The 23,357-nt window shown below is 54.4% G+C and carries 18 protein-coding genes and 1 tRNA gene; 1 reads left to right on the top strand and 18 read right to left on the bottom strand.

The genetic code is table 11. The features are described from left to right. Positions 1–22 precede the first annotated feature (22 nt). The 8 genes from rpsI to dinB all read right to left on the bottom strand — a co-directional run bounded on the left by rpsI (position 23) and on the right by dinB (position 8,830). A complete protein-coding gene (rpsI, locus tag BBPC_RS01660; protein WP_003836019.1) occupies positions 23–514 on the bottom strand; it encodes a 30S ribosomal protein S9 in 492 nt (163 codons plus the stop codon). A 20-nt stretch (positions 515–534) separates the two neighbouring features. Next, a complete protein-coding gene (gene rplM / locus BBPC_RS01655; protein WP_003836021.1) occupies positions 535–984 on the bottom strand; it encodes a 50S ribosomal protein L13 in 450 nt (149 codons plus the stop codon). A gap of 345 nt (positions 985–1,329) precedes the next feature. After that, on the bottom strand, positions 1,330–3,492 hold the full coding sequence (malQ, locus tag BBPC_RS01650; RefSeq protein ID WP_004220033.1) for a 4-alpha-glucanotransferase: 2,163 nt from the start codon (positions 3,490–3,492) through the stop codon (positions 1,330–1,332). A gap of 69 nt (positions 3,493–3,561) precedes the next feature. Continuing rightward, the gene (locus BBPC_RS01645; RefSeq protein WP_004220035.1) at positions 3,562–4,269 is read right to left on the bottom strand and encodes an AbrB family transcriptional regulator; all 708 of its coding nucleotides are present in this window, start codon (positions 4,267–4,269) and stop codon (positions 3,562–3,564) included. A 54-nt stretch (positions 4,270–4,323) separates the two neighbouring features. Beyond that, entirely contained in the window at positions 4,324–4,962 is a 639-nt protein-coding gene (locus tag BBPC_RS01640) for a YigZ family protein (protein ID WP_004220036.1), read from the bottom strand. Between the two features lie 65 nt (positions 4,963–5,027). Then, complete coding sequence (locus tag BBPC_RS01635) at positions 5,028–6,014, bottom strand: D-2-hydroxyacid dehydrogenase family protein (RefSeq protein WP_004220037.1); 987 nt, start codon at positions 6,012–6,014, stop codon at positions 5,028–5,030. 79 nt (positions 6,015–6,093) lie between these two features. Beyond that, entirely contained in the window at positions 6,094–7,458 is a 1,365-nt protein-coding gene (locus BBPC_RS01630) for a CapA family protein (protein WP_004220038.1), read from the bottom strand. A gap of 67 nt (positions 7,459–7,525) precedes the next feature. Beyond that, a complete protein-coding gene (gene dinB, locus BBPC_RS01625) occupies positions 7,526–8,830 on the bottom strand; it encodes a DNA polymerase IV (protein ID WP_004220039.1) in 1,305 nt (434 codons plus the stop codon). Positions 8,831–9,064: 234 nt separating this feature from the next. On the opposite strand from dinB, the gene BBPC_RS01620 reads away from it, so the two are divergent. Beyond that, positions 9,065–9,152, top strand: a tRNA-Ser gene (locus BBPC_RS01620). Between the two features lie 366 nt (positions 9,153–9,518). On the opposite strand, the gene BBPC_RS01615 is transcribed toward BBPC_RS01620, so the two are convergent. The 10 genes from BBPC_RS01615 to BBPC_RS01570 all read right to left on the bottom strand — a co-directional run bounded on the left by BBPC_RS01615 (position 9,519) and on the right by BBPC_RS01570 (position 23,109). After that, positions 9,519–10,970 (bottom strand): carboxylesterase/lipase family protein, encoded by a 1,452-nt coding sequence (locus BBPC_RS01615; RefSeq protein ID WP_004220040.1) that lies wholly within the window; start codon positions 10,968–10,970, stop codon positions 9,519–9,521. Beyond that, positions 10,967–12,556 carry a glycoside hydrolase family 43 protein gene (locus tag BBPC_RS01610; RefSeq protein ID WP_004220041.1) on the bottom strand — a complete coding sequence of 530 codons (1,590 nt, stop codon included), beginning with the start codon at positions 12,554–12,556 and terminating at the stop codon, positions 10,967–10,969. Before BBPC_RS01610 ends, BBPC_RS01615 begins: the two co-directional genes overlap by 4 nt. Next, positions 12,553–13,692: a glycosyl hydrolase family 8 gene (locus tag BBPC_RS01605; RefSeq protein WP_004220042.1), complete on the bottom strand. Its 1,140-nt coding sequence runs from the start codon at positions 13,690–13,692 to the stop codon at positions 12,553–12,555. The genes BBPC_RS01610 and BBPC_RS01605 overlap by 4 nt, the downstream gene beginning before the upstream one ends. 1 nt (position 13,693) lies before the next feature. Continuing rightward, entirely contained in the window at positions 13,694–15,736 is a 2,043-nt protein-coding gene (locus BBPC_RS01600; protein ID WP_004220043.1) for a right-handed parallel beta-helix repeat-containing protein, read from the bottom strand. A gap of 256 nt (positions 15,737–15,992) precedes the next feature. Continuing rightward, on the bottom strand, positions 15,993–17,624 hold the full coding sequence (locus tag BBPC_RS01595; protein WP_003836041.1) for a glycoside hydrolase family 43 protein: 1,632 nt from the start codon (positions 17,622–17,624) through the stop codon (positions 15,993–15,995). An 86-nt stretch (positions 17,625–17,710) separates the two neighbouring features. Beyond that, positions 17,711–18,532: an ABC transporter ATP-binding protein gene (locus BBPC_RS01590; protein WP_199801680.1), complete on the bottom strand. Its 822-nt coding sequence runs from the start codon at positions 18,530–18,532 to the stop codon at positions 17,711–17,713. Positions 18,533–18,543: 11 nt separating this feature from the next. Continuing rightward, positions 18,544–19,395, bottom strand: a complete 852-nt coding sequence (locus tag BBPC_RS01585; RefSeq protein ID WP_003836043.1) for an ABC transporter ATP-binding protein — start codon at positions 19,393–19,395, stop codon at positions 18,544–18,546. A 5-nt stretch (positions 19,396–19,400) separates the two neighbouring features. Then, complete coding sequence (locus BBPC_RS01580; RefSeq protein WP_226678156.1) at positions 19,401–20,330, bottom strand: ABC transporter permease; 930 nt, start codon at positions 20,328–20,330, stop codon at positions 19,401–19,403. Between the two features lie 8 nt (positions 20,331–20,338). Next, positions 20,339–21,331 (bottom strand): ABC transporter permease, encoded by a 993-nt coding sequence (locus BBPC_RS01575; RefSeq protein ID WP_003836045.1) that lies wholly within the window; start codon positions 21,329–21,331, stop codon positions 20,339–20,341. Between the two features lie 86 nt (positions 21,332–21,417). Beyond that, the gene (locus tag BBPC_RS01570) at positions 21,418–23,109 is read right to left on the bottom strand and encodes an ABC transporter substrate-binding protein (RefSeq protein ID WP_231857842.1); all 1,692 of its coding nucleotides are present in this window, start codon (positions 23,107–23,109) and stop codon (positions 21,418–21,420) included. Positions 23,110–23,357: the final 248 nt, after the last annotated feature.

Here is a 23,357-nt window from a genome sequence, read left to right as displayed (position 1 = left end):
GTTTCGTATAAGCCGTAAAGCTTTAGCGCTTCGAGAACTGCGGAGCGCGACGAGCCTTGTGCAGACCGGCCTTCTTGCGTTCCACGACGCGAGCGTCGCGGGTCAGGAAGCCAGCCTTCTTCAGGGCTGCGCGGTTCGCATCACGATCGATAGCGTTCAGAGCGCGGGCAACGCCCAGGCGGATTGCGCCAGCCTGGCCGGTGGTGCCGCCACCGTCAACGAGGACGATAGCGTCGAACTTGCCTTCGAGCTTGAGAAGCACGATCGGGGAGTTGACCTCACGCTGCAGCAGCTTGGCCGGGAAGTACTCTTCCAGGGTGCGACCATTGATGGTCCACTTGCCGGTGCCCGGAACCAGGCGGACACGAGCGACGGCTTCCTTACGACGACCGGTGCCATAGCCCGGAGCGATAGCGGAAGTACCGGTGCCAGCGCCAGCGTTGGTCTCGGTGGTGTACGAGGTGAGCTCCTCTTCGGTCTCGAGAACCGCGGAGTTGTTGGTGTTTTCAGCCATGTTTCTTATCTCCCTTCGGTTCACTTAGCCTGCTGCGAGACCTGAGCGATCTCGAAAACCTGCGGCTTCTGGCCAGCGTACGGATGCTCGGTGCCACAGATGATGTGGAGGCGATCCAGCTGGACCTTGGCCAGACGATTCTTCGGCAGCATGCCCTTGATAGCGGACTTGATGATGCGCTCAGGGTTGGTCTTGAGCAGCTTGCCGTAGCTATCGCGACGCAGGCCACCCGGACGACCGGAGTGCATGTACAGTTCCTTGCCCAACTTATTGCCGGTCAGAGCGATCTTATCGGCGTTGAGAATGATCACGTGGTTGCCGGAATCGGCGTGCGGAGCGTAGGTCGGCTTGTTCTTGCCACGCAGCAGGATGGCTGCCTGGGAAGCGAGACGGCCGAGCACCACGTCGGTGGCGTCGATGACGTACCAGTCGTGAGTCAGATCAGCTGGCTTCGGAGTGAAAGTTTTCACGATGTACCTTTTCTATATATTGTGTTCCGGACCTTCCATCAACATCTCTGCGTTGGTTAGGCGCGGAATGATGCCTTTTTCAGGTCTCATTATCCGTGGGCTCCCTGAAAGTCCTCGATGGCGAGTGGGAAAAGCGCTTTGAAGGACCCCGTAGGGAAACACAACAATCTACTAGTATATCGCCAGCCTTGACATTCGCGACACATCAACCCCTAGTACTTGCGAATACGGAAACACAGCAATCGACACGCAAAAGCCGGCGACGCTTGGCAGGTCTCCCTACCTTGCATCGCCGGCCTTCCGCCAATCGAAATCAGCTGCAATCAGCCTCAATCCGCTGCAAGCTCAGCCGCGCATAATCGCTGCGATCTCCTGCAGTCGAGTATTGTCGAACAACTGCTCCAGCGGCACGACATTGCCATCGCCGTCAGCCAGCGGAATACGCCAGTTCGGATATTCGTTGCTGGTGCCCGGCTGGTTCTGCGTGCGCTTTTCGCCGACCGCGTCGACGATGGACGCCGCCATGAGCTTGCATGGCGATCCCTTCAAACCGCGGTACAGCGCGTCGATGATCTCGTTTTCGTTGGCAAGCTCGTCTTCCAGCGCGGAAGCGTCGAGATAGCCTTCGTCAACAAGCATGCTCAGCATGGCGTTATGTTCGGCTTCCGTGGACTTCTGGAATTCTTCGACCGGACCGGACAGCAGTCCAAGCTGTTCACGCAATTTGACATGCCCGTACTCCAAGTAGCCGGCTGCCGGAGGCAAATCGTGCGTGTTGACGGATGCCAACGCATACGGACGCCAATCCTTCGGCGCACGGAATTCGCCGTCGAACTGCTCGAACCATTCCACAGCGCAACCGAGAATGCCGTGCTCGGACAGCGACTTGGACACGTATGCCGGAACCACGCCGAGATCCTCGCCCACGACCACACCACCGGCGCGGGATGCTTCCAATGCGAGAATGCCGAGCATGATGTCAGAATCGTAATGCACGTAGGTGCCGTCCATGGCTTTCTTGCCTTCCGGAATCCACCACAAGCGGAACAAGCCGAGAATATGGTCAATACGTACCGCGCCCGCATTGGAGAACATGCCGTGCACCATATCTCGGTACACCTTGTAGCCGGTCTGTTCGAGAGCGATTGGATTCAGCGGCGGCTGACTCCAATCCTGACCCTGCTGGTTGAACATGTCCGGCGGAGCGCCGACCGTGGCGCCCTTGGCAAAACGCTCCGGGTTCCACCACACGTCGGAACCGGCCGGATGCACGCCCACAGCCATGTCGGCGACGATGCCGATCTTCATGCCGGCCTCGCGCGCCGCCTGCTGGGCCGCATGCAGCTGCTCGGTGGCGACCCATTCGAGCCAACGATAGAATTCAAGCGTGTCCGGGTACTGTGCGCGAAGCTGCGCGACTTCCTCGGAATCACGATTGTACTTGCGCACCCAATCGTCGTCGCTGCCATTCGAGGCGCCCCACTTGTCGTAGCACAGGCACCATGTGGCATAGGATTCGATCTCATCGCCCACTTCGGCGAGATACTGGTCGAACTCGGCTTGACGCTGTGCGGAAAGGCCGGACTTGTAGATGATCCACAACGCCTGCATCTTGGTACGCCACATGGTTTCGCGATCCAAGATCCGCGCATTGCCGTTGAGCGGCTTGACCTGCTCATGCAGTTCATCCACTTTCGCCTTGTCTTCCGGCGAAAGCACGGCATATTCCGGCATGGATTCCGGTCGAATATAGCTGAAATTAATGAAACGGCGCGAAATCGGCAGATACGGCGATGGCTCGATCGGCGGCACCGGTTCGGCGGCATGCAGCGGATTGATCAGCATGAAGTCGGCGCCGGTCTTCTTCTTGGACTCGACGAGCAGGGTCTTCAGATCCTCATAGTCGCCGATGCCCCAGGAACCGCTGGAACGAATGGAGTAGAGCTGGCTCATCCAGCCCCACAGGGAGCCTTCCTTCATGTCGTCAAGCAGCTCGATCTTTTCCGGAGCGCTGATAACGGTTGCAATCTCCGTCTTGCCACCAACGGTGACTTCAAGGGTGTGATACCCCTCGGGAAGATCTGCCGGAAGCACCAGATATGAGGTGCACACGAAGCCGCCGTCGACCTCGACCACGGTATCGCTGCCACCCTCGAGCTCGATTTTGCCGGCATACGCCCCACCGTCTTCCAGCATGATGGAAGCTTCAGGAACGTCAAGCGCTCCGCCGTGAACCTCAACCTTGCTTTCCTTGCCGACAACGTGCAGCACGGTCGGAGGAACGATACGTGTGTCGCGTTCGCGCTGAATGGTGGTGATGGACTGCTCGATCGCCCCATCGTTGGAAGCGTCGATTCCGAGCGCCTTGAGCACCGCCACGAGAACATCGTCTTCGATTTCGTGGTAGTCGCGGCTCATGCCGACGTAACTGGTGGCGATACCCACCAACTTTGCCAGGCGAATGATCGGACGGGCTAGACGCGTTGCATTTTCGGTCTGTTCTGTCATAAACAACAGTCTATGCCCCAATCACATGCACCACGCGCAAAAATCTCATAAAAATGACAACGTATGCAATTATTTTTCCGAAAGATGCCGTTCAGCGGCCCTTTTCACCTCTCCTGACGCATCCTGCGCAAGTTTTTCCAACATCTGATCAGACGTGTTCGGGTTCAAAGCAACGGCCCTACGTACCATGGAAGCAAGCACGGCAGGAGCATTCGGCTCGACGTCGACCCCCAAAGATCCCAGAAAATCAAGGGCCGTGGAATCCATACCCGGATCCTGCGCGCCTTCGAGCCGCATCTTCCAAGACGTCTGCTTGTTGCGCAACGCGACATCGCGCACTTCGAGGGACTCATCCTTGGTGAGACGCCCCACCAGCCAATTCTTATCATTGGCATTGCCCGCAACAGCTTTACGCACCTCAACGGATTCGTCGGTGGACAGTTTGACGAGAATATTCGGAAACGGCATGGTTTCCGCAAGAAAAACGCGATCTTCCAACGGTGTATGCGCATTGCCGGCGACGGCTTCCAGCAATGCCGTGGCACGCGAGAAAGCGGCCTGTTCGGAACGGTCAGGCAGCGGACGGCGCGCGAATTCGCTCAATTCGGCGGCATCCGTGGAGTGACGCAACCGCTCGTAGGTTGCGGTCAAAGGCTCGAAATCCGAAGGAACCTCTTGGTTTGATGCTTGTTCGTCGGCGTTCCCCACAACGGTTTCGACGGTATTTTCGGCGGTTTCCACGGCAGTAGTGTCTTGCGAGCTCATATCTTCGGTCATGCGTTCCACCTTACGTTATGTTCTGCTCAATATTCCATTCGTCATCGTTGGATTTCAGTATCGCACCGGGCGATTGGACGTGCCCGTTTGCCGCGGCGTGACGGTCGCATTGAACGTTTCGATAATTCGTGATTTGAATTTCTGCGATTGTTCCTGCGGAACGATAATTGACAGCACGATGCGATCGGTATATTGCGCATCCGCCTGCTCGCCGTCCACTGACGCAAGCAGATTCTGAAAGCTTCCCAATTGCGGATAGTCAAGCGTCACCTGATATTCGCAACATGGCACGATCTTCGCTTTGTTCGCCGCTTTGACCGTAATGGACGCACCCGTGGAATATGCGCGGATCAGGCCTCCGGAACCCAGTAGAATACCTCCGAAATATCGGGTGACGGCAACCACGCAATCCGTCATCTCGTTGGCGCGCAACACGTCAAGAATCGGTTTGCCCGCCGTGCCCGATGGCTCGCCGTCATCGCTCATGCGTTCGGCCAAACGACCGTCGGAACCGCCGCACACCGCAGCATAGGCGACATGACGCGCTTTCGGATGCTGGTCGCGAATCGTCTGCACAAACGCGAGCGCCTCATCCAAGGAGTCGATATGACAGGCGTCGCCGATGAATTCCGATTTTTTCTCGGCGAACGCATCATGCGCGGGCTGATCGGCGGAATCGAGTATGGTCTGCATGTCTTTCAACCTACCCAATCACGCCGACCGTCCACATGTTTTGCCCATACCGGTTTTGCGGTTATTCACACGACGACGTTGAAATCCTCGCCCTTGCAGAATGCCGCAACGGATTGGACCACCTGTCTGGTGATGCCCACATAGGCGCCATCGGTGCGCCACGCGGTGTGCGGGGTGAGGATGATGCCTGGAATCGAACAGAGCGGATCGTCGGCAGTGAGCGGCTCGTGTTCGAACACATCGAGCGCCGCAGGAATGTCGCCTCGCTGGAGTCTGGCGAGCAATGCGCCCGGTTCGATGATTTCCGCACGGGCCGTGTTGATGAACATGGTTCCCGGTTTCAGAGCTTCGAGGTTTTCCGCAGTGACGATGCCTTTTGTGGAGTCCAGCAGCGGCATATGGATGGATACCACGTCGGAACCGGCAATCAGCTCGTTCATATCGTTGACTGGAGTGATATTCAGATCGGCGAACACCTGCTCCGGCACATGGGAGTTCCATGCGGACACGTTCATGCCCAAAGCTCCGGCGATGCGTGCCACGGTCTGACCGATGCCGCCAAGGCCGATGATGCCAAGCTTCTTGCCGTACAGCTCGTAGCCGTCGGCACCGTCCCAATCGCCTGTTTTGACTTGCCTGTCGAGTTTGCCGACCTGTCTGGCGAGTTCCATAAGCAGTGCGATGGTGTGTTCGGCCACGGCATGGTCGCCATAGTGCACCACATTGCATACGCGGATTCCACGTTCCTTGGCTTTGTCGAGATCGATGTAACTGGCCACGCCGGTGCCGCCGAATGCATAGCATTTGGCGTTCAACCGATCGAGGATGGAATCGGCGCAGTGGAATCCGATCACCATGATGACGTCAGCTTCGGCGCAACGTTCGACGATGGTGTCTTCGTCAAGCGTGAAATCCTTGTACATGCGCACGCGGGCAATGTCTTTGAGCAGTTCGAAGTTCTTTTCGAACGGTTCGATCATCGATTCGATGATGACGGGCATGACCACCAGTGGCAGATCGGTGCGTTCCGGTTGGGTTTCGTAGATTTCCATGTTTTCACCTCACATTGTATGTTCGAGAGTTCTTACGCATATGCGACTCACGGCATGAGGCATATTGTGCCACGGAAAACTACTGGCCAGATGAACTCGTTTGCTCCGCGGTAATATTCCATTCCTTGACCACGTTCTGATCGGCGCCCATGGAATAGAGCACGTCCCAGATGCGTTGGCGCACATTCGCGTCTTGCGTTTCATCCCAGCAGGGGCCGTCCGGATGGTCGCTTGCCAGCGAACACCATTGGTATTTGCCTTGCGTCACATTGGCGCTGGGCACCCAGTCGATACGGTTGACGCGCCACGAGTCTGCCACGCCTTTTTTGCCTGCGAATTGAATGCGCGCGGTCACACCTTGGTTGTTTACGATGGTGTCTGCAGTATTGGCCGATTCGGTTACGGCATTACCCAAACCGTAGATGATCCAAGTGCCGTTATAGTTCTCGATCGGCTGCGCGCAATGGCAACCTGCACCATAGATCACATCAAATGCGCCCGTATCAGCTAGCTCGTGCGCTTCATCCTGCTGCCAGGAATCGGCGTAGTCCAAGTATTCCTGCACGGAATGCATGGCCATGGCCACCACGTCGGCACCTTGTTCTCGAGCGGCCTTCGCCTTGGCCACGGCCTTGTCTATATCGGCCTGATGGTTCGGATCTCCGGATTCGCGAAGGCGATCCACACGCCAGTCGTAGTCAGGCGTTTGCGCATTCAACGATACGGTTCCCGCAACGAGTCCGATTTTGCCGCCGCCCGTCGGCGAATCGATGACCAACGGCTCATACGAATCCTTTTCGGTTTTATAGGAACCGGTTTGCGCTATGCCGTCCTGTTCAAGCGTGTCCCACAAACGTGCGATGCCGTCGGCACCTTGATCCCAAGAATGATTCGAAGCATGAGTGCAGGCATGATATCCCACATTTTTCGCGGCATCGGCCACTTCTGGAGGAATATTGAAAATCGGATAGGCGGAATATGGACCGCCACGTTGTGCGATAGGTGTTTCGAATTCACATACGGCGATGTCGGAAGCTTCGATATATTTGCGCATCGGCTCGAACAGACCGGTGAAATCGAATGCGGTGCCGTCGGTGGCCGCGGTGTTGGCGCTGGCATACTGGTTCCACAATCCCTCATGGAACAGCAGATCACCGTTGACAAGCATGGCGATGCAATCGGTATCGGGGCAATCCGGGGAATTGCCATGATGCTCCGCAGGTTCGGTCACTTGTTTCTTTTCAACCGTTTTTGGCTCGTTCACCGTTGTTGCCGGCTTCGTATCGGCATCACGCTGCTTTGATTGAAGGCTATGCACCAGCAGCCATATTCCCGCAACAAGCACGACGGCAAGCACGGCCAACGCCGCGAACGCGAGCCTGCGTCGGCCGGCTGCAAGCACTTCCGTGTTGGTTGCGTGCACTGCCTCTTTTCTGTATTTCATGGCACCCCGCCTTCCTCTGAAACCTTCTCAACTCTTCAATTCAAGAATAACGGACGCACCACGGTTTCTACACTCCGAAACTGGCGATGTCGTTGCCGTATTTTTGACGCACCGCATCCAGTGCCGCTTCCGCACCACGCAAACGTTTTGCGTGGGTCTGCATTTGCGCAGGTTTTGCCTGAACCGCCGCATGCCGTTCGGCTTCGTTTTCTTCCAGCAGATCATCCAGTGAGGGCTGGATCGCAGTCTCTTCGGCAAGCACAAGTCCACTGGTGCTCATTCCCGCCAAACGCACGGGTCGAGCAAGGGAAATGGCATGCACGGACTCCGGAACCATGCCCATCATGGCGAGCAGCAGGTCTACGCATTGCGGGTAAAGCACGCTCGCCGCGTCCGTAGGACAGTCCAGCGTGCGCCCTTTCGTCGCATAACTCAAGTCCGGAAATCGGAGTTTGACCATGACCTTGCGTGCGAGGAAACCACGCTTACGCAACGACGTAGCCACGTCATCGCAACACCAGCGAAGCATAGAACACACCTGTCGCATGTCTTGTGTGTCTGCTTCGAAGGTGCGTTCCGCACCAATCGATTTTTCCTGCGTGTACGGTACGACGGGCCTATCGTCCAGGCCTCGGGCCGCCTGATACAGGCCGTGTGCGGAGATAGCAGATCCGGTGGCCCGCTCCAGAGATTCGAGACTCATGCGTGCAAGGTCGGCGACCGAGTCGATGCCCCACGCGTTCAGACGCTTTTCCAGAGAAGGTCCGATGCCGGGAATGCCACGCAATGGCATCATCTGCACGAATTGCGCATGCCGCGCCACGGGAATCATCAACATGCCGTTGGGCTTGGCATTGGTGGATGCCATTTTGGCGACCAGCTTGTTCGCCGCGATGCCGACGGAACAGGTGATGTTGTAGCGCAAGGCCACCTGTTCTCGTATCCACGCTCCAATGGCACTGGGACTGCCCCACCGCAGCAACGCTCCGGAAACGTCCATATAGCATTCGTCAACCGATACCTGTTCGATGCGGCCGGTAATCCGACTGAGCACTTCCTTGAAAATGCGATGCGACATCGCGCGATAGTAACTCATGTCGACCGGAAGGAAAATGCCGTTCGGGCATAGCTTTTGCGCCCTGGAACTTGCCATGGCCGAGTTGATGCCGTATTGCCGTGCCTCGTAGCTGGCCGCGGACACCACCGAACGATTGCCCACGCCGATGATCACCGGCCTGCCGCGGTATTCCGGGTGCCGGGCCACTTCCAAAGACGCATAGAAAGCATCCATGTCGATATGCAGCACCGTGCACCCAGCCTCGTCATGGCCCCAGTCACGTTTGGCTGCTGCGATTCTCGGTGCGGTACTCATGATTCCATGATAGCTGTTTTTCACGTTCCTTTGAAACAAATGTTCGAATATCGCAGTTTATCTTATGAAAACGGCGTGTCGACAGTTGCGATTTCATAAGGCACGCACATGCATACAGCACGGATTTTTCCCGATATTTCAACGTTCTTTCATCTTTTTTTCGAGATATGGTGTTTTGCCCGCAAATGGATGGTATAGTTACATGCTGTTGCGCCGTGAAAACGGTAAAACAGTGGAGTCATGCCTGAGTGGCCGATAGGGGCACCCTGCTAAGGTGTTAGTCGTTTTTAGCGGCTCGAGGGTTCGAATCCCTCTGACTCCGCCTTGAGGGTTTTCGGAGAAATCCGGAAGCCCTTTTTTCATGCCAAAACGATGGAATACCAACGATTTCAAGGCATCCAACGCGACGATACACATGGGCGACGCCATGACCGACATGCTCAAACAGCAGATAAACGGCAAGGCTCCTACCGACTACGTGATATCCGCACGACGCCGAACAGGGTCTTTAACGGCCCGAGCCTCCGCGAGATGCCACCGACGAACCAGACGACGGAAACGGTGAAAAGTCGGATAATCAGTCTCGAAATCCTCCTGCACGCGCAACGGCAAACCATTATGCGACAGGGACGATCCACAAAGACCGTCCCTGTTTACATATCAGCATTTATACATCAACGGCATGCCGTCACAGGCCAAATGCTTTTCGATCCGTTTCGGTAAGCCAATCCGTCCGCATGCCCGGTTCTTGGCACAAATGCATGGCGGGACATTCCTCACCGATGCAAGGATCCCATACAGGAAGCGGCGTTCCGTCACGGTCCGTTCCGTTGGGATCGCCATTGGCGGCGAAATTGGTCCAATACAGCCCCATTCGCCTTGCCAGATCGTAATGCCATCCAACGAACGGACGCCAGCATTTCGCAAGGCTTCCAAAGGAGAACCACAGATCGGACGAGTGGAAGGCTCCGGCATCATCCCCCGGCATAGCGACATCGAAATGATAGTAGTATGGCGCGGTCCCACCGCTTGCGGTCCATTTACGGATCAGCGTGAGATTGCCGAGCTGGCCGACATGCACAGGCTTCCCATCTTCAGTCGAAGCGATGAACTCATTGGTCGTGTTGCCGACCAGCATGTCAACGTTGTTGGCCTTGCAGCCCCCGACGATACGCTCCTCCTGATCGGGAAGGAACAGGCCGTCCACGCATGGCACCCAATTGACAATCATCGACCAGTCATCTTCACGTCCGCTGTCCGGTGGAACAGGCAGGGACTCGGCGGCTTCCAATACCGTTCGGGCCGGGATTGCACGGGCCTGCTCCAGCGTGGAGACACCCAATGCTTCGAACAGACGGATTCCGTTGGCCTGCGCATGCTCCAGCGTGTCCTGCCGCGCATTGAAATACCCTAAGCCTGCGCCGGATTGCATGATGGCTTTCTGAAACAGGCCATGATTCATCGGCGAGCAGATCTGGGCCAAGACGCTGGCGGCACCGGCCGATTGGCCGAAAACCGTGATGTTTTCCGGATCTCCGCCAAACTTCGCGATGTTTTCCTTCACCCATTGGATTCCGGCACGCTGATCCAGGAATCCGAAATTCGCATATGGCTCGCCGTCGCCGCGTTCTACGGCCTCCTCATGCAGCAAAGGGTGCGTCATAAACCCAAATGCATTCAGACGATAGGCCACACTGACCACAACGACGCCGTTCGCGGCGAGATGTGTGCCGTCGAATTCCTTTTCAAATGTGCCGCCGCATTGATAGGCTCCGCCGTAAATCCAGACCATGACTGGCAGCTTTTCGGAGGCTACCATGCTATCCGCGCCATATCCGCGTAATGCCGGAGTCCAAATATTCAGGTAGAGGCAATCCTCGCTCATCGGCACGGCCGGATCAGTGCCCCATTCACGATCATAGAAATCATCGGAGGCGCCCGGCGTCGGCTGCATCGCGGTAGGCCCGAAATCGAAGGCTTGCAGCACACCATCCCATGGCAGGGCTGGCTGCGGCGCACGCCAGCGCAGACCGCCGACGGGAGGCTGGGCGAACGGGACCCCTCGGAACACGGTGATGCCCTGATCTTCAGCCGCCAAGCCTTCGACAGTTCCTTGCGACACTATGACCTGTCGCTTCATTGCTCTCTTTCCTTCGTATCCGGCGTCGAATACGCAAAGTCGTAAAAATCGGCGATTCCACCGGTCTCTTTTGTCGAATACAGGAACAATCCGATACGGCAACCTGTGAAATGATCCATTTTGAAGACCATCCGGTGCGCTGTCCCCAATGGACACCATTCGGATTCCGGCGTATCCGCATCGCGGTAGAAGAACGTCACTTCATCCTTGCAATCGGTGAAATCATATACCGCGCGCAGGCGCATGCAATCCGCATCCGCCATGATTTCCGCATCCGTTACGGCTGGACTGTCCCAATCATCGTCGGAGAAGATGGAATCGTCATTCACCGGCTTGTATTGGACGGTCAGCATCGTGCGGCCGTTCCTTCGCGTAAGCGCGATGTAGGAATAGCATCCTTGGAACGCCGCCAATCCGGCGAAGTCGCCATCATGCAATGTCGACGCGTCGACGGTGACTTCGGCCACCGTCACAGGCCCCATCGTGCGCTGCGTCAGCGTGTTCCATGCATGATTGAGATTCGAGCTGATGCGTCCGGAATGCAGGCGGAATGCTCCCGGACGTTCCGTCAGTGACCAGTATTCGTTATGTGAAATGTGATTGAACTGCCAGTATGGCTGCAGACAGTTGGCATCGACTCCGCCTTCGGCGTTATACCGGGCTATGAATTCGCTGCCGTTGATGGGTGTGACAGGTTCGGCACAGCTCGCAGCCGGCACGCTGACCGACTGCGGCACTTTGCCGTTCTCGCCGACAACGGGGAATCCGTCCTCGCCGAACCGCATCGGCATCAGTATCGGCACGCGTCCCACACCGCCGCGGTCCTGCATCATGAATGCATACCAGTCGCCGTCCGGAGTGTCCACCATACCGCCTTGCGCGACTCCGTAACCGTGGAAGGACAGGTCGTCTTCGATAATTTCACGCACTTCGAAAGCGCCATCCAAGGATTCGGCCATCAAGCAGGCTTCTGTTTTGCCCTTGCCTTGCGGGAAGTGACAGGTGAAGACGTAATAGCGTCCATCATGCTTGTACAGGTGACTGCCCTCATAACCAAGGTCAGCCTGCGGATCGTCCTGCACGATGACCCGGTCGAGCCCACCCGGCATCGGCCCGCTTAATTCAGGATTCAACTCCGTGATGCGCAATGTCGACTGCCCATGTACGACATAGGCTCGATCATCGTCGTCAAAGAACAGTCCGCTGTCGTAATAGAAGCCGTCAAGCTCACGCTTTCGCCATGGGCCGCATGGATCGTCCGCCGTCAGCAGATAGCTGGTATGCGTATCGTTGGCGGCAAACAACACATACCAGGTGCCCCGATGGTAACGCAGTGACGGCGCCCACATGCCTCGACCGTAGGCGTTGGCACCTTCACATTCCAAACGTTCTTCAGGGGTATCCGCCACGATATTCAATGCGTGCGCAATGAATTCCCAATGCACTAGGTCATAGCTGCGCAGAATATCGCACCCGGGTGTGAAATGCATAGTCGTAGTGGCCATGTAATACACGTCCCCGACCCGGATGATGTCTGGATCAGGAAAATCCGTGTAGACCATAGGATTAGTTGAGGTAATCATCATTCATACCGATACTTTCCGCTCAACGCCAGCATGGCGAAAGCATAGAGGAAATTGTCATAGTAACGACGCGTGCCGGTTCGCATCGGCGTATTCCACAGCATGCGCACCCATTCACGGGCATTATGTTCCGCGTCGGGCTGGGCCGAATGCACCGCCGCAAGTGCGCCTTGCGCGGTCGCGGCCAGGAATCCGACCGGATGAAGCACGACCTCGTCCACGGCGGTGCCGTCGATGGCGTAGACGCTAGTACGGTCGTGGGTCAGGAAGAATCGCTGCAGTGCGGCGACGCGGTCGCACAGCACTTCCTGAGGACCGTTCCAGGCTGCATCCAGTCCGATATTCGCCGCGGTACGGTAGGCGTCGGAATAGAAATGCCAATGATTGGACTCGTCGACATGCGGCTTTCCGTCATAATCCGCGTATTCAGCGTTCATGCCGGTCCGCTCGTCGCAGGCCGCCTGCAGATAGCGACGGCTTGCGGCGGCTGCCTCATGCCAAAATGGACGGTCTTCTTCGTCAGCTTCTTCGGCGAATACTTCATAGAAGTGCGGCAGATGGTAGGACGGATCGCTCCACTCGGTTTCCGGAATGAACTTGATGAGCTTGTTGTCGGGATTCCACATGGGCTCGCCGTCGTAGCGTTCACCCTTATGAACGCAATATCTCAAGATCTCGCGTCCCCATGCGGAATATTCATAGATATCCTCGCCATCACCCCAGCGACGGGAGGCGAGGAACAGGTCCATCGCGAAATATTCCTCGCCGTCAGGTGCAGGACCATTCGAGTTCGGCGTACCGTCCGGCGCGACCGACCATGCGAAATAATGCGCATGATGACCGTCCTTCATGTACATGTGACGCATTACCCAGCCCCACAGCTTGTCGAATACGTCCTTACGGTCGTATTGCAGGGCGATCATCATCGCATAGCTCATACCCTCGGTACGTACATCGTTGTTGCCGGTGTCCATCACATAGGCAAGACCTTCGTCGTTCTCCCAATAGAATTTGTTCGGACCTTCGAAAATTTCATGCCAGACCTGTGACACGCGCTTATCGATGGCGTCCTGGGCATATCCGCACTGTGCGAACATGGACTCGCCCAATGTCTTGTTGGTATCGGTTGCATTTGTCATATCAGTTGTTCCATTCCCAGATTCGGATGTGATTCTCTCCGGAGACAAGACCATTCAACGACCCGGCCTTGCGTTCCGTTGTCGTCAAGGCTTGTCCCAGCAAGTCGGTGTCCAGCACATAGTCACTGCCATCGGGCTGTTCATAGCGTTCCTCCACGATGCGAGGCACGCCGAGCATATCGCTGGTGACGACCTGCATCCTGGTATCGGCGACGGCCTGTGGCACAGTGCACTGCAGGTACAGTCCATCGGGTTCTTCGACCAATGTCACCGGCATGGGCTCATCACACGCAACGCTCGTGGAGGCGGTGCCGCCGAAGAACGGGGCGTCCTCCTGCATGCGCTCCGAATCATCGGCTGTACCTTCCTGCTTGTTCAGCCCCTGTGCGCCGGACAGATAGATGTTGCCGCCCGCGTATAGAGACTGCAGAGGATTGCGCTCGTCACCACCCTGCGAAGAATCTGCCCACATGCCCCGCTGGCGTTCCAAGTATTCATGCATCGACATCGGACAATCGCTGTAGGCGGACAAACCATATTCACCGACGGTCGGTTTCACCGGTTGCGGCGCGAACATGTTGTTCAGCCAACGCTCATCGCCGCCGGATACCACAGCGCACCCGGCCACCTCGGTGGTGTGCGGATAGTGATACGGCGTGGAACGGTCGGGGACGGTATGCGGTTCAATGCCGCCGCAAATCAGATTGTTGACGAAAGCACCACCTTGCGACCAGTTCTGGAACATCACCGGCGAGGCGAAAACGTTATTGTCCACCAGATACGGCCCATGACTCACTTCAATCATGAGGTCACGGACGTTATCGTGGAACACATTGCGCGTGATGCGCGTGCCCTGCGTCTGCCAATCCATCCACATGCCCAGCGAGCAGTCGTGGATGTTGTTGTTGGCAATGACCGTATCCAATGCGGCATGGAATTTGATGCCAGCGACCTCCCATCCGAAGAATTCACGCTTCAACGCAATGTGATGGACATGGTTATGCTCGATACGGCAGAATGCGCTGCCCATATGTCCGACGATGGCATTCTGTCCGCACTCGTAGATGTCGTTGTTGCGTACGATATGACCGCCGATCAGCCCCTTTTCCCAGCCGATGCGACGGGCCTTGAACACGGCCTCCAACTGGTACTGGTAACCGGTCTTGCGCTCGGTTTTCGCCCACTCGTTGTCGCCGGATGAGATTTCCTTGCCCAATGACACCGCGGAGAATTTGGCGTCATGCAACACGTTGTCTTCGATGATCCAGCCATACGACCAGTTCGGGCCGATCATGCCCCACTGCTGCGAGGTAGGCGGCGCCCAATCTCCAGTGGCCTGCGCCATTTCAAAGCCACGCACGGTGATGTAGTTGACATGGTTGCGGGAAGGGAAGAAGCATGTGCGACGAACACTGACCTCCACCAGTTCCTCATTCGGATCGGCACCTTGGAAATTCGCCCAGATCGTTGTGGTGCCGGCATTCTCGTCCACTTCGGCATGCCATACATAACGTGTACGGTCCACATCCGGCACGGGGCAGGGAATCTTCAACGCGAAATCCTCATCCGTATCACGCGGCTGCGGATCGTATACGCCTTCCAACGTCGTCGATTCGAAGAAGGAAACACCGTTGAGATACACATCGCCAAGATGTTTGTCCGGATCCTTGCCGAACTTGGGCATTTCCAGCCAGTCGCCGAAAATCGGGGTCGCGAATGGATTGAAATCCCCGAACATCGTATTATCAAGCATCACCGTCCACACATGCGGATGATCGGCCAATTCCGTCCAGCCCTGCACGCATTCCGAGCCTTTGATAACCGGCCGTGCTTCGCCTTCGGCTCCGCAGTAGGTGATGCGCTCATGTTCACTCAGACCGCCGCGTCTCGGATCGACTTGTTCGCGGTATACGCCTTCATGCACGATTACCGTATCACCCGGAGAGGCCATCTGCGCGGCCTTGGAAATCGTGGCGAACGGATGCTCCGCGTCGCCGCACGCAGCATCGCTGCCGGTTGGTTTGACGTGGTATTCAAACTTCATTGCTGAATCTCCTTATTCACACATGTTCCTAAGCCGTGACAGTAACGCTCCGCCATGGTTCGCACCAGCCCCATGCCGGTACGTCCTGCCCGGATTGCAGCACACATCCGTCATCGAAAATCTTCGGCATCGCAAGCATCGTTGCTCTTCCTTCTTCCATCTTTGACAAGTCCACATAAAGCCTCCGTATACGATTCATGACGGCTTGCATACGTCAGTGGCGACGAAAACACAGCTCCCGTCGCCACCAAAACACCTACTCGTTATCGGGCAATTCCCGATAATCGAATTCGCTGAATTTCGCAACCCTGTCGTATCCAGAAAGATCGACTGCAGCCAAACCGACGAATGCTCCGGTGAAGAATCCGCCGTATCGACGCAGGATATAGTCGTCCGACAGGATCTTCGCGTCCAGTTTCACGCCCAAATCGACCCATGAAGTCCCATCAAACGAATATTCATACGAATACCACTGCTTGCGCACCTTCGTGCGCAGCCACACGGACTTCACGTCATCCGGCACTGCTGGAGCGGTATCCCGCAGGAACGACGTGTAGTTGTTGAAATCGTTCTGAGCGACCTCAATCACGCGGCATTGCCGCCGCTCGTCCCAAGTCACGAACACCCACGACCAGCATAAATCATCGTAGTAGTTCGTCAGGCCGGCCATCTGGCGGTAGTTCTTCGGATCGAACTCAACCTTTACGGTCGCATCGAAGTTGAACGCCTGCCAACGACGTGCCACCAACGACAGATCGAAAAGGTTGCACAGCGAGCCCTGGCCACGCAGTTCCAACACGCCGCCACCGACCTTGCCCATCTCGCCATCGAACGGCACACGCAGCGTATTCCAATTCAAATCCAACGTATCGGACATGAAATCGTCATGCTGGCTGTGATCCGCAGGTGCCTCGGTCTCGATGGCATCCTTCGGAGCATCCACATAACGCTGTCCGCCATGGCCTCCGACAATATACGGCCAGCCATCCTCGGTCCATTCGACCTTCTGGATGGAGGTTTCACGCCCCAGCGTGCACCAGCCGCGCGGATCAGTGAAGGATTCATTGTCGTGATGCCACGGACGACCGCACAGCGAGGCGTAATACCATTCGCCGGACGGGGTATCGACCAGCGCGCCATGCCCCTGCTTTTGCAGATAGGAACGCGGCGTGTCGAAATTCGTGATGAACGGATTCGACGGCATGCCTTCGAAGGACAACGCGTCCAAAGACTTGGATCGGGCCACGACTTCCTGATGCGTATACACGGTACCGCCTTCAGCGGCGAACAGGTAGTAATAGCCATTGATCTTGTACAGATGTGGTCCCTCGGTGAGTTTGACGTCCGTACCGCGCCAAATCGTACGTTCAGTTTCCGGCTTGAGCTTCATCGTCTTCACATCGAATTCGGTCAGTGTGATGCCGTCGAAGCCATGATGGTACTCACGAAAATCCCAAGTCTGCTGCACCAGATACTTGCGACCATCGTCGTCATGGAACAGGCTTGCGTCGAAGCCGACACCGTTCACGCGAATCGGCTCGCTCCACGGACCATGGATACTTTCGGCAGTGACCAAATAGTTCGTGCAATCCTTGAACGCACCATTCACGACCTTCACGTCCGTGTAGATCAGCCAGAATTTGCCATCCGCATAGGAAAGATCCGGAGCCCAGATGCCACCGGATGACGGATTGCCGCGCATGTCAAGCTGGCTCGTGCGGCTCAGTGGACTCGGCAACAGGTTCCAATGGACCATGTCCTTGGACTCGTGCAGACGGACACCTGGGAACCATTCGAACGTGGAATTGGCGATGTAGTAGGTATCCCCGACCCGAATCATCGAGGGATCGGCATTGAATCCCGGGAGAACGGGGTTTGCGATTTGCATAAAGTACTCCTTTATATGGAACCCTCGGCCATAGGCCGAGGGAGTTGCAAGCAATCAGATGATGATCAGACGTATTCCATGCGGCATTACTGACGGCTACGCTCGTCACGAATCTTCGCGAAATGCTTCTCCGGATCAGGCGCGGCATTAAGCAACACTTTCGTGTAGTCTTGCTGCGGATTCAAAATCACATCATCAGAAGGACCATGTTCAATAATGTCTCCATGACACATCACCATAATCTCATCCGAAAAATGGCGAGCAGTCGCCAGATCATGGGTAATGTACAGCATGCCGATGTGTTCTTCCTGCTGAATTCTAGACAGCAGGTTAAGCACGCCTAACCGCAAAGAAACATCCAACATCGAAACAGGCTCATCCGCAATTAGAACCTTTGGCTTAGGAGCCAATGCACGTGCAATTGCGACGCGCTGACGCTGTCCGCCAGACAGCTCATGAGGGCGTCGATACATGAAATTGACGGCAGGCGTTAATTCAACGCGTTCCAGCAGTTCGATAACCTTCTGCTCATATTCCTCTTGGCTATTTGCCATGTGATTAATCATAAGAGGACGAAGAATATGGTGGAAAATCGTATGATATGGATTCAAGGAAGCGAACGGATCCTGAAATACCATTTGCACATTATGACGGTATTCGTACAAATCCTTACCATGCGTAGGGACAGGCTTGCCGTCCAACGTGATGCTTCCAGAAGTCGGCGTCTCCAAACATGTAATCATTCGGGCGATTGTCGATTTACCGGAACCAGACTCACCAACAAGAGCAATGGTCTTATCCGAAGCTAACTCGAATGATGCATCCTTCACCGCATGAATCGTCGTGGTTTTCAAACCATTACGCAGGGTAAAATCTTTTTTCACATGTTCAAGCTTCAATACTGACATGATTATTCCTTTCACGCATGGCGTGGAACACGAACGAATGAGCCACGATCTCCTGTCAAAGATGGGAACGAGCTCAGCAACCGTTGTGTATACGGATGCTTCGGATTGAAATACACGTCTTCAGAAACGCCTTGTTCTACGATGACACCATCTTTCATCACAGCAATTTTGTCCGTGATCTCCAAGAGCATCGGCAAATCATGCGTAATAAAAATAACAGAGAAGCCCTTGTCACGGCGCAATTCCGAAATTTCCTCGATGATTTCACGCTGTACAACAACGTCCAACGCCGTGGTCGGTTCATCCATAATAATCAGCTGCGGCTCAAGAGCCAAAGCCATGGCAATCATCACACGCTGACGCATGCCGCCGGAAAGTTCAAACGGGTAAGCAGCTAGACGATTCGGATCAACATGCACCATCTCAAGCAAATGTGCGCAACGGTCTTGTCGTTCGCTCTTCGCCATCTGAGGACGATGAGTTTTATAAATATCGGCAAGTTGCTTACCAATCTTAGTTACAGGACTTAATGAATTCATGGCGCCCTGAAACACCATGGAGGTTTTCTCCCAACGGTATTCACGCAATGAACGCCCCGACAAAGCACGGATATCAATATCTTTCCCTGACTTATCATGGAAAATCACAGAGCCAGAGTTAATCTTACCCGGAGCTTTCAGCATTTGATTGATGCTATACGCCAATGTACTCTTGCCGCAACCGGATTCACCAGCCAAACCAAGCATCTCACCGCGACGCAATTCGAATGTAGCGTTCTGCACGGCGTGCACCGGATTATCCGTATCGTAGATAACGTCGAGGTTATCGACCGAAAGCAGGATATCAGAATTCTGAGTCGCCATCGTGTTCACCCTTTCCTTCCCTTGCTTTTCTTGGTAGGCTTACGTAGTCGCGGATTGATGACTTCATCGATGGAGAAATTAATGAAGGACAATCCGGCGCCGATGATAGCGATCATCAGTCCCGGTGGCAGGAACCACCACCATGCGCCCGTGTTCAGAGCAGAACCGTTCTGCGCGTAATACAGCATGGTTCCCAGCGAGAAGGATTGGGTCGACCCCAGGCCAATGAAGGACAACGAAGACTCACTCAGGATTGCCATAATAACGGAGAACACAAACTGCGATCCCATCACAGGCAACAGATTAGGCAGAATTTCAACGGTAATCACGCGCCACGGACGTTCACCTGCAATTTTTGCGGCAAGAACATAATCACGCCCACGCATCGACAATGTTTGCGCCCGCAGTACACGGGCACCGCCAGCCCATGCAGTGATTGAAATAACAATGACCAACATCATCGTGCCCTTGGAAGGCATCAATGCAGAAATCACGATGGTCAGAGGCAACCCCGGAATCACCAGCATGATATTGGTAATCAGAGAGAACAAATCATCCCAAATTCCGCCAATATATGTGCCCAAAACACCGAAAATGAACGACAACGCAGTTGCAATCAAGCCAACAGCAAAGCCAATAATCAGAGAGCCACGGACAGAATAGCCAAGCTGAGTGAAAACATCCTGGCCAGACTGCGTAGTGCCCAACCAATGCTGGGCAGATGGCGCAGACAAGCCAATGTCATTGATCTTATTAGGATCCTTCGTGAAGATAGGAACAATAATGGCGAACAAAACCATTGCGATCACAATGGTTAATCCAGCCGTCAATTTTGCAGAACGCTCAGGAAGAACTCGCTTGAGAGAATCCAAAGCGGAGCGACGACGTTTAGCTTGGCTACGAGCCACAGCAGCAGAAGAATTTGTTGCAGACATATTTAACCTCAATCCTGTTGCCGCGTACGTGGATCGATAATGCCGTAAAGCAAATCAATGATAAAGTTCACGACTAGAACAGTAACGGTAATAATCAGGAAGATACCTTGCATCAGCGCGTAATCGTTACTGGTCACCGCTTGCAAAAGCATCTGACCAACACCTGGATAGGAGAACACCTGTTCAGTAAGCAGCGATCCACCCACCACTGCACCGATAGACGTGCCAAAGCCAGAAATGGATGGCAACACTGCATTACGAGCTGCGTAGCACATCATAACGCGTTTAGGACTTAAACCCTTGGCCTCAGCAGTAACAATGTAGTCCTCAGACAACGTGGAGACCATCATATTACGCATACCGACAACACCCATGCCCAGAGAGCTGACAAGAATCGTCAAGGCCGGCAAGATTGCATACTGCACTGCGCTCGAGAAGAATTCCCAAGTGAAGCCGGGCACAACTTCACGATAATTGTATCCGCCTGACTGAGGGAACCAATGCAGCGTACGGGCAAACACCCAAATGAAGATGAGTGCAAGCCAGAAGTAAGGAACAGCTTGGAAAATGGTGGACACAGGGGAAATGATGTTATCAAAAGCGCCACCACGACGCCAACCAGCCCAGATACCAAGAGCCTGTTGAACAAAGAACGATATAATCGTGGTTGTGCCGACAAGACAAATGGTCCAAGGCAGTGCAGAAGCAATGGACGTTGTAACTTGGTTGGGGAAATACGTTACAGATACGCCCCAGTTGCCGGTGAAGATATTCTTCAGATAACCAATATACTGCTGGAAGATGTTGCCTCCATCTTGTCCCAGCATTGCAGTAATCGCTTCCCTTGTTTCGGGCGCAACAGTACCACCTCGCGATGCGAGCCTGGTAAGAACAGCTGAAACCGGATCACCTGGCATCAGTCGCGGGATGGCAAAGTTCAATGTCAAAGCCGCAAACAATGCAACAAGGTAAAATCCTATCTTTTTCAGGTAGAACCTCATGTTACCTCATTTCTACATGGAAAAATGGTGCACAAAACGCACAGCTAAAACGCCTTGTGCACCGTTGATTCATAAAATCCGTCAGGTTACTTCTTAACCTTCAGGTTCTTCAGGACAATGCCCAAATCAGGATTTGCCCAAGTCTGCGGATTAGCATAGACGTTATCGTCTGTCGGCCAACCGGTAACCTTGTCGCTCCACATTTCGCTCAGACCGGATTGACGCAGAATCGGGATATACGGCATGTCCTCAAACACCTGAGTCTGAATCTTCTCATATTCAGACTTCTTGGTCGCCACATCAGTGGTGGTATTGATGGCATTAAGAGCATCATCCACGGTCTTATTGCTGTAGCGAGCGTAATTAGGCCAAGCGCTCTTACCCACTGCAGCCGTACTGGCAGTGGAATAGAACTGGTTGTAGAACATCCATGGTTCGGCACCTGCGACCCACAGACCATAAATGGACATTTCAAACTGGCCCTGCTGCATCGCCTGAGTCCATTCATTAGAAGACATTTGGTCCGCATGCAGATCAATACCGATCTTTTTCAGCTGCTGCGAGGCGACGTTAATCGCGTTGATCCAGTCAGAGACATCACTCATAACAGCGACTTTGATGCTCAGCTTAACTCCGTCCTTCTGATAGATGCCGTCATCACCCTTCGTATAGCCGGCGTCTTCCAGTACCTTGACGGCTTCATCCGTACGTCCTTTACCCGGAATAGGTGAATCCGGGACATCATCCGAAGCGTACTTGGTGAACTGTCCATACGGATAGAGAGAACCAGCCAGCTCACTGTACTGGCCATTCAGAGCGAGTTTATTAATCTGATTACGATCAAGAGCGTAATAGATAGCCTTGCGCACTGCCGGATCAGTGGTAGGACCACTGCAGCCGAGTTCTTTGTTCGAACAGGTCATGAATGCCAACTGACTAGAAGGAACGTTAACCGTCTTAATATCAGGATATCCCGACAGCACATCATCCATATTCGGGAAGATCGCAGACATCCAGTCCACATCGCCAGCGGTCAAGGCATTTTGAGAAGCTTGGGTGCCACCGGTGATCAGAACATAACGGACGCCATCAATTTCAGGCTTACCTTCATCCCAGTAGTACGGATTCTTCTTAAACGTGTAAGCGGTTGGGGAAAAGTTCCCGCCCTTAACTGTGAAAGGCCCAGAGCCAACAGCGTCTTTATTGGTATAGGTCACCGGATCATCGATCTTTTCCCACACATGCTTCGGAACAATCATCGTGCCGGACAGATACGACAGAGCATTCACCGATTCAGGCTTGTCCAAAGTGATACGAACTTCCGTATCGCTAAGGACCTTGGCAGAGCCAGCAAAGCCACTGGTATTCAAAGCCTTGTTGGAATTAAGGAGGTTGAATGTGTATGCAACATCTTCGGTAGTGTAAGGTTCGCCATCAGACCACTTTTCACCGTCACGAATCGTTACATCAATAGTTTTCGCATCGTCACTGATAGTGTAGGATTTACCCATTAGCGGTTCCAGCTTAGTAGGGTCGTCCTTAAGGTTGTTCATATAGAACAATGGCTCGTACAGAGCACCGACCACACCGGTCAAAGCTGTAGAAGAGAACGGATTATAATTCAACGACGCCTGCGAAGTTGAATTCATAACACTGTTGATAATGACTCCGTCCTTCGCGGTGTTATTAGTACCTCCGCCGCAAGCAGCCATTGAAACGGCCGCTACACCAGCGCAAACAGCAGCAAGCACTCGTTTCCAAGTTCTTGACCTCATCATGTCTTTCTCCTTTGGTGACATGCATGAACACACATCGTCATGTTTCATAAATGCTTTAGCATTTCAGTTAAAGCACTGCTTGATTATATGACTTGATTTTCAAGAAAGTCAAGTCACTTAACTAAATACTTAAAATTTTTTGTTACGAAAGCTCTATATGCAAATATTTACGAAACTTTTGAATAGATTTAAGTAAACCAGGGACGACGCCCTGCGGCCTAGCCTACGCCGTTCACTTTGCCATCAGC

The organism is Bifidobacterium pseudocatenulatum DSM 20438 = JCM 1200 = LMG 10505 (genome assembly GCF_001025215.1).
In the GTDB taxonomy this organism is placed as follows: domain Bacteria; phylum Actinomycetota; class Actinomycetes; order Actinomycetales; family Bifidobacteriaceae; genus Bifidobacterium; species Bifidobacterium pseudocatenulatum.
The sequence above is the reverse complement of the archived record's forward strand: the minus strand, read 5'-3'. Positions and strand labels throughout refer to the sequence as shown.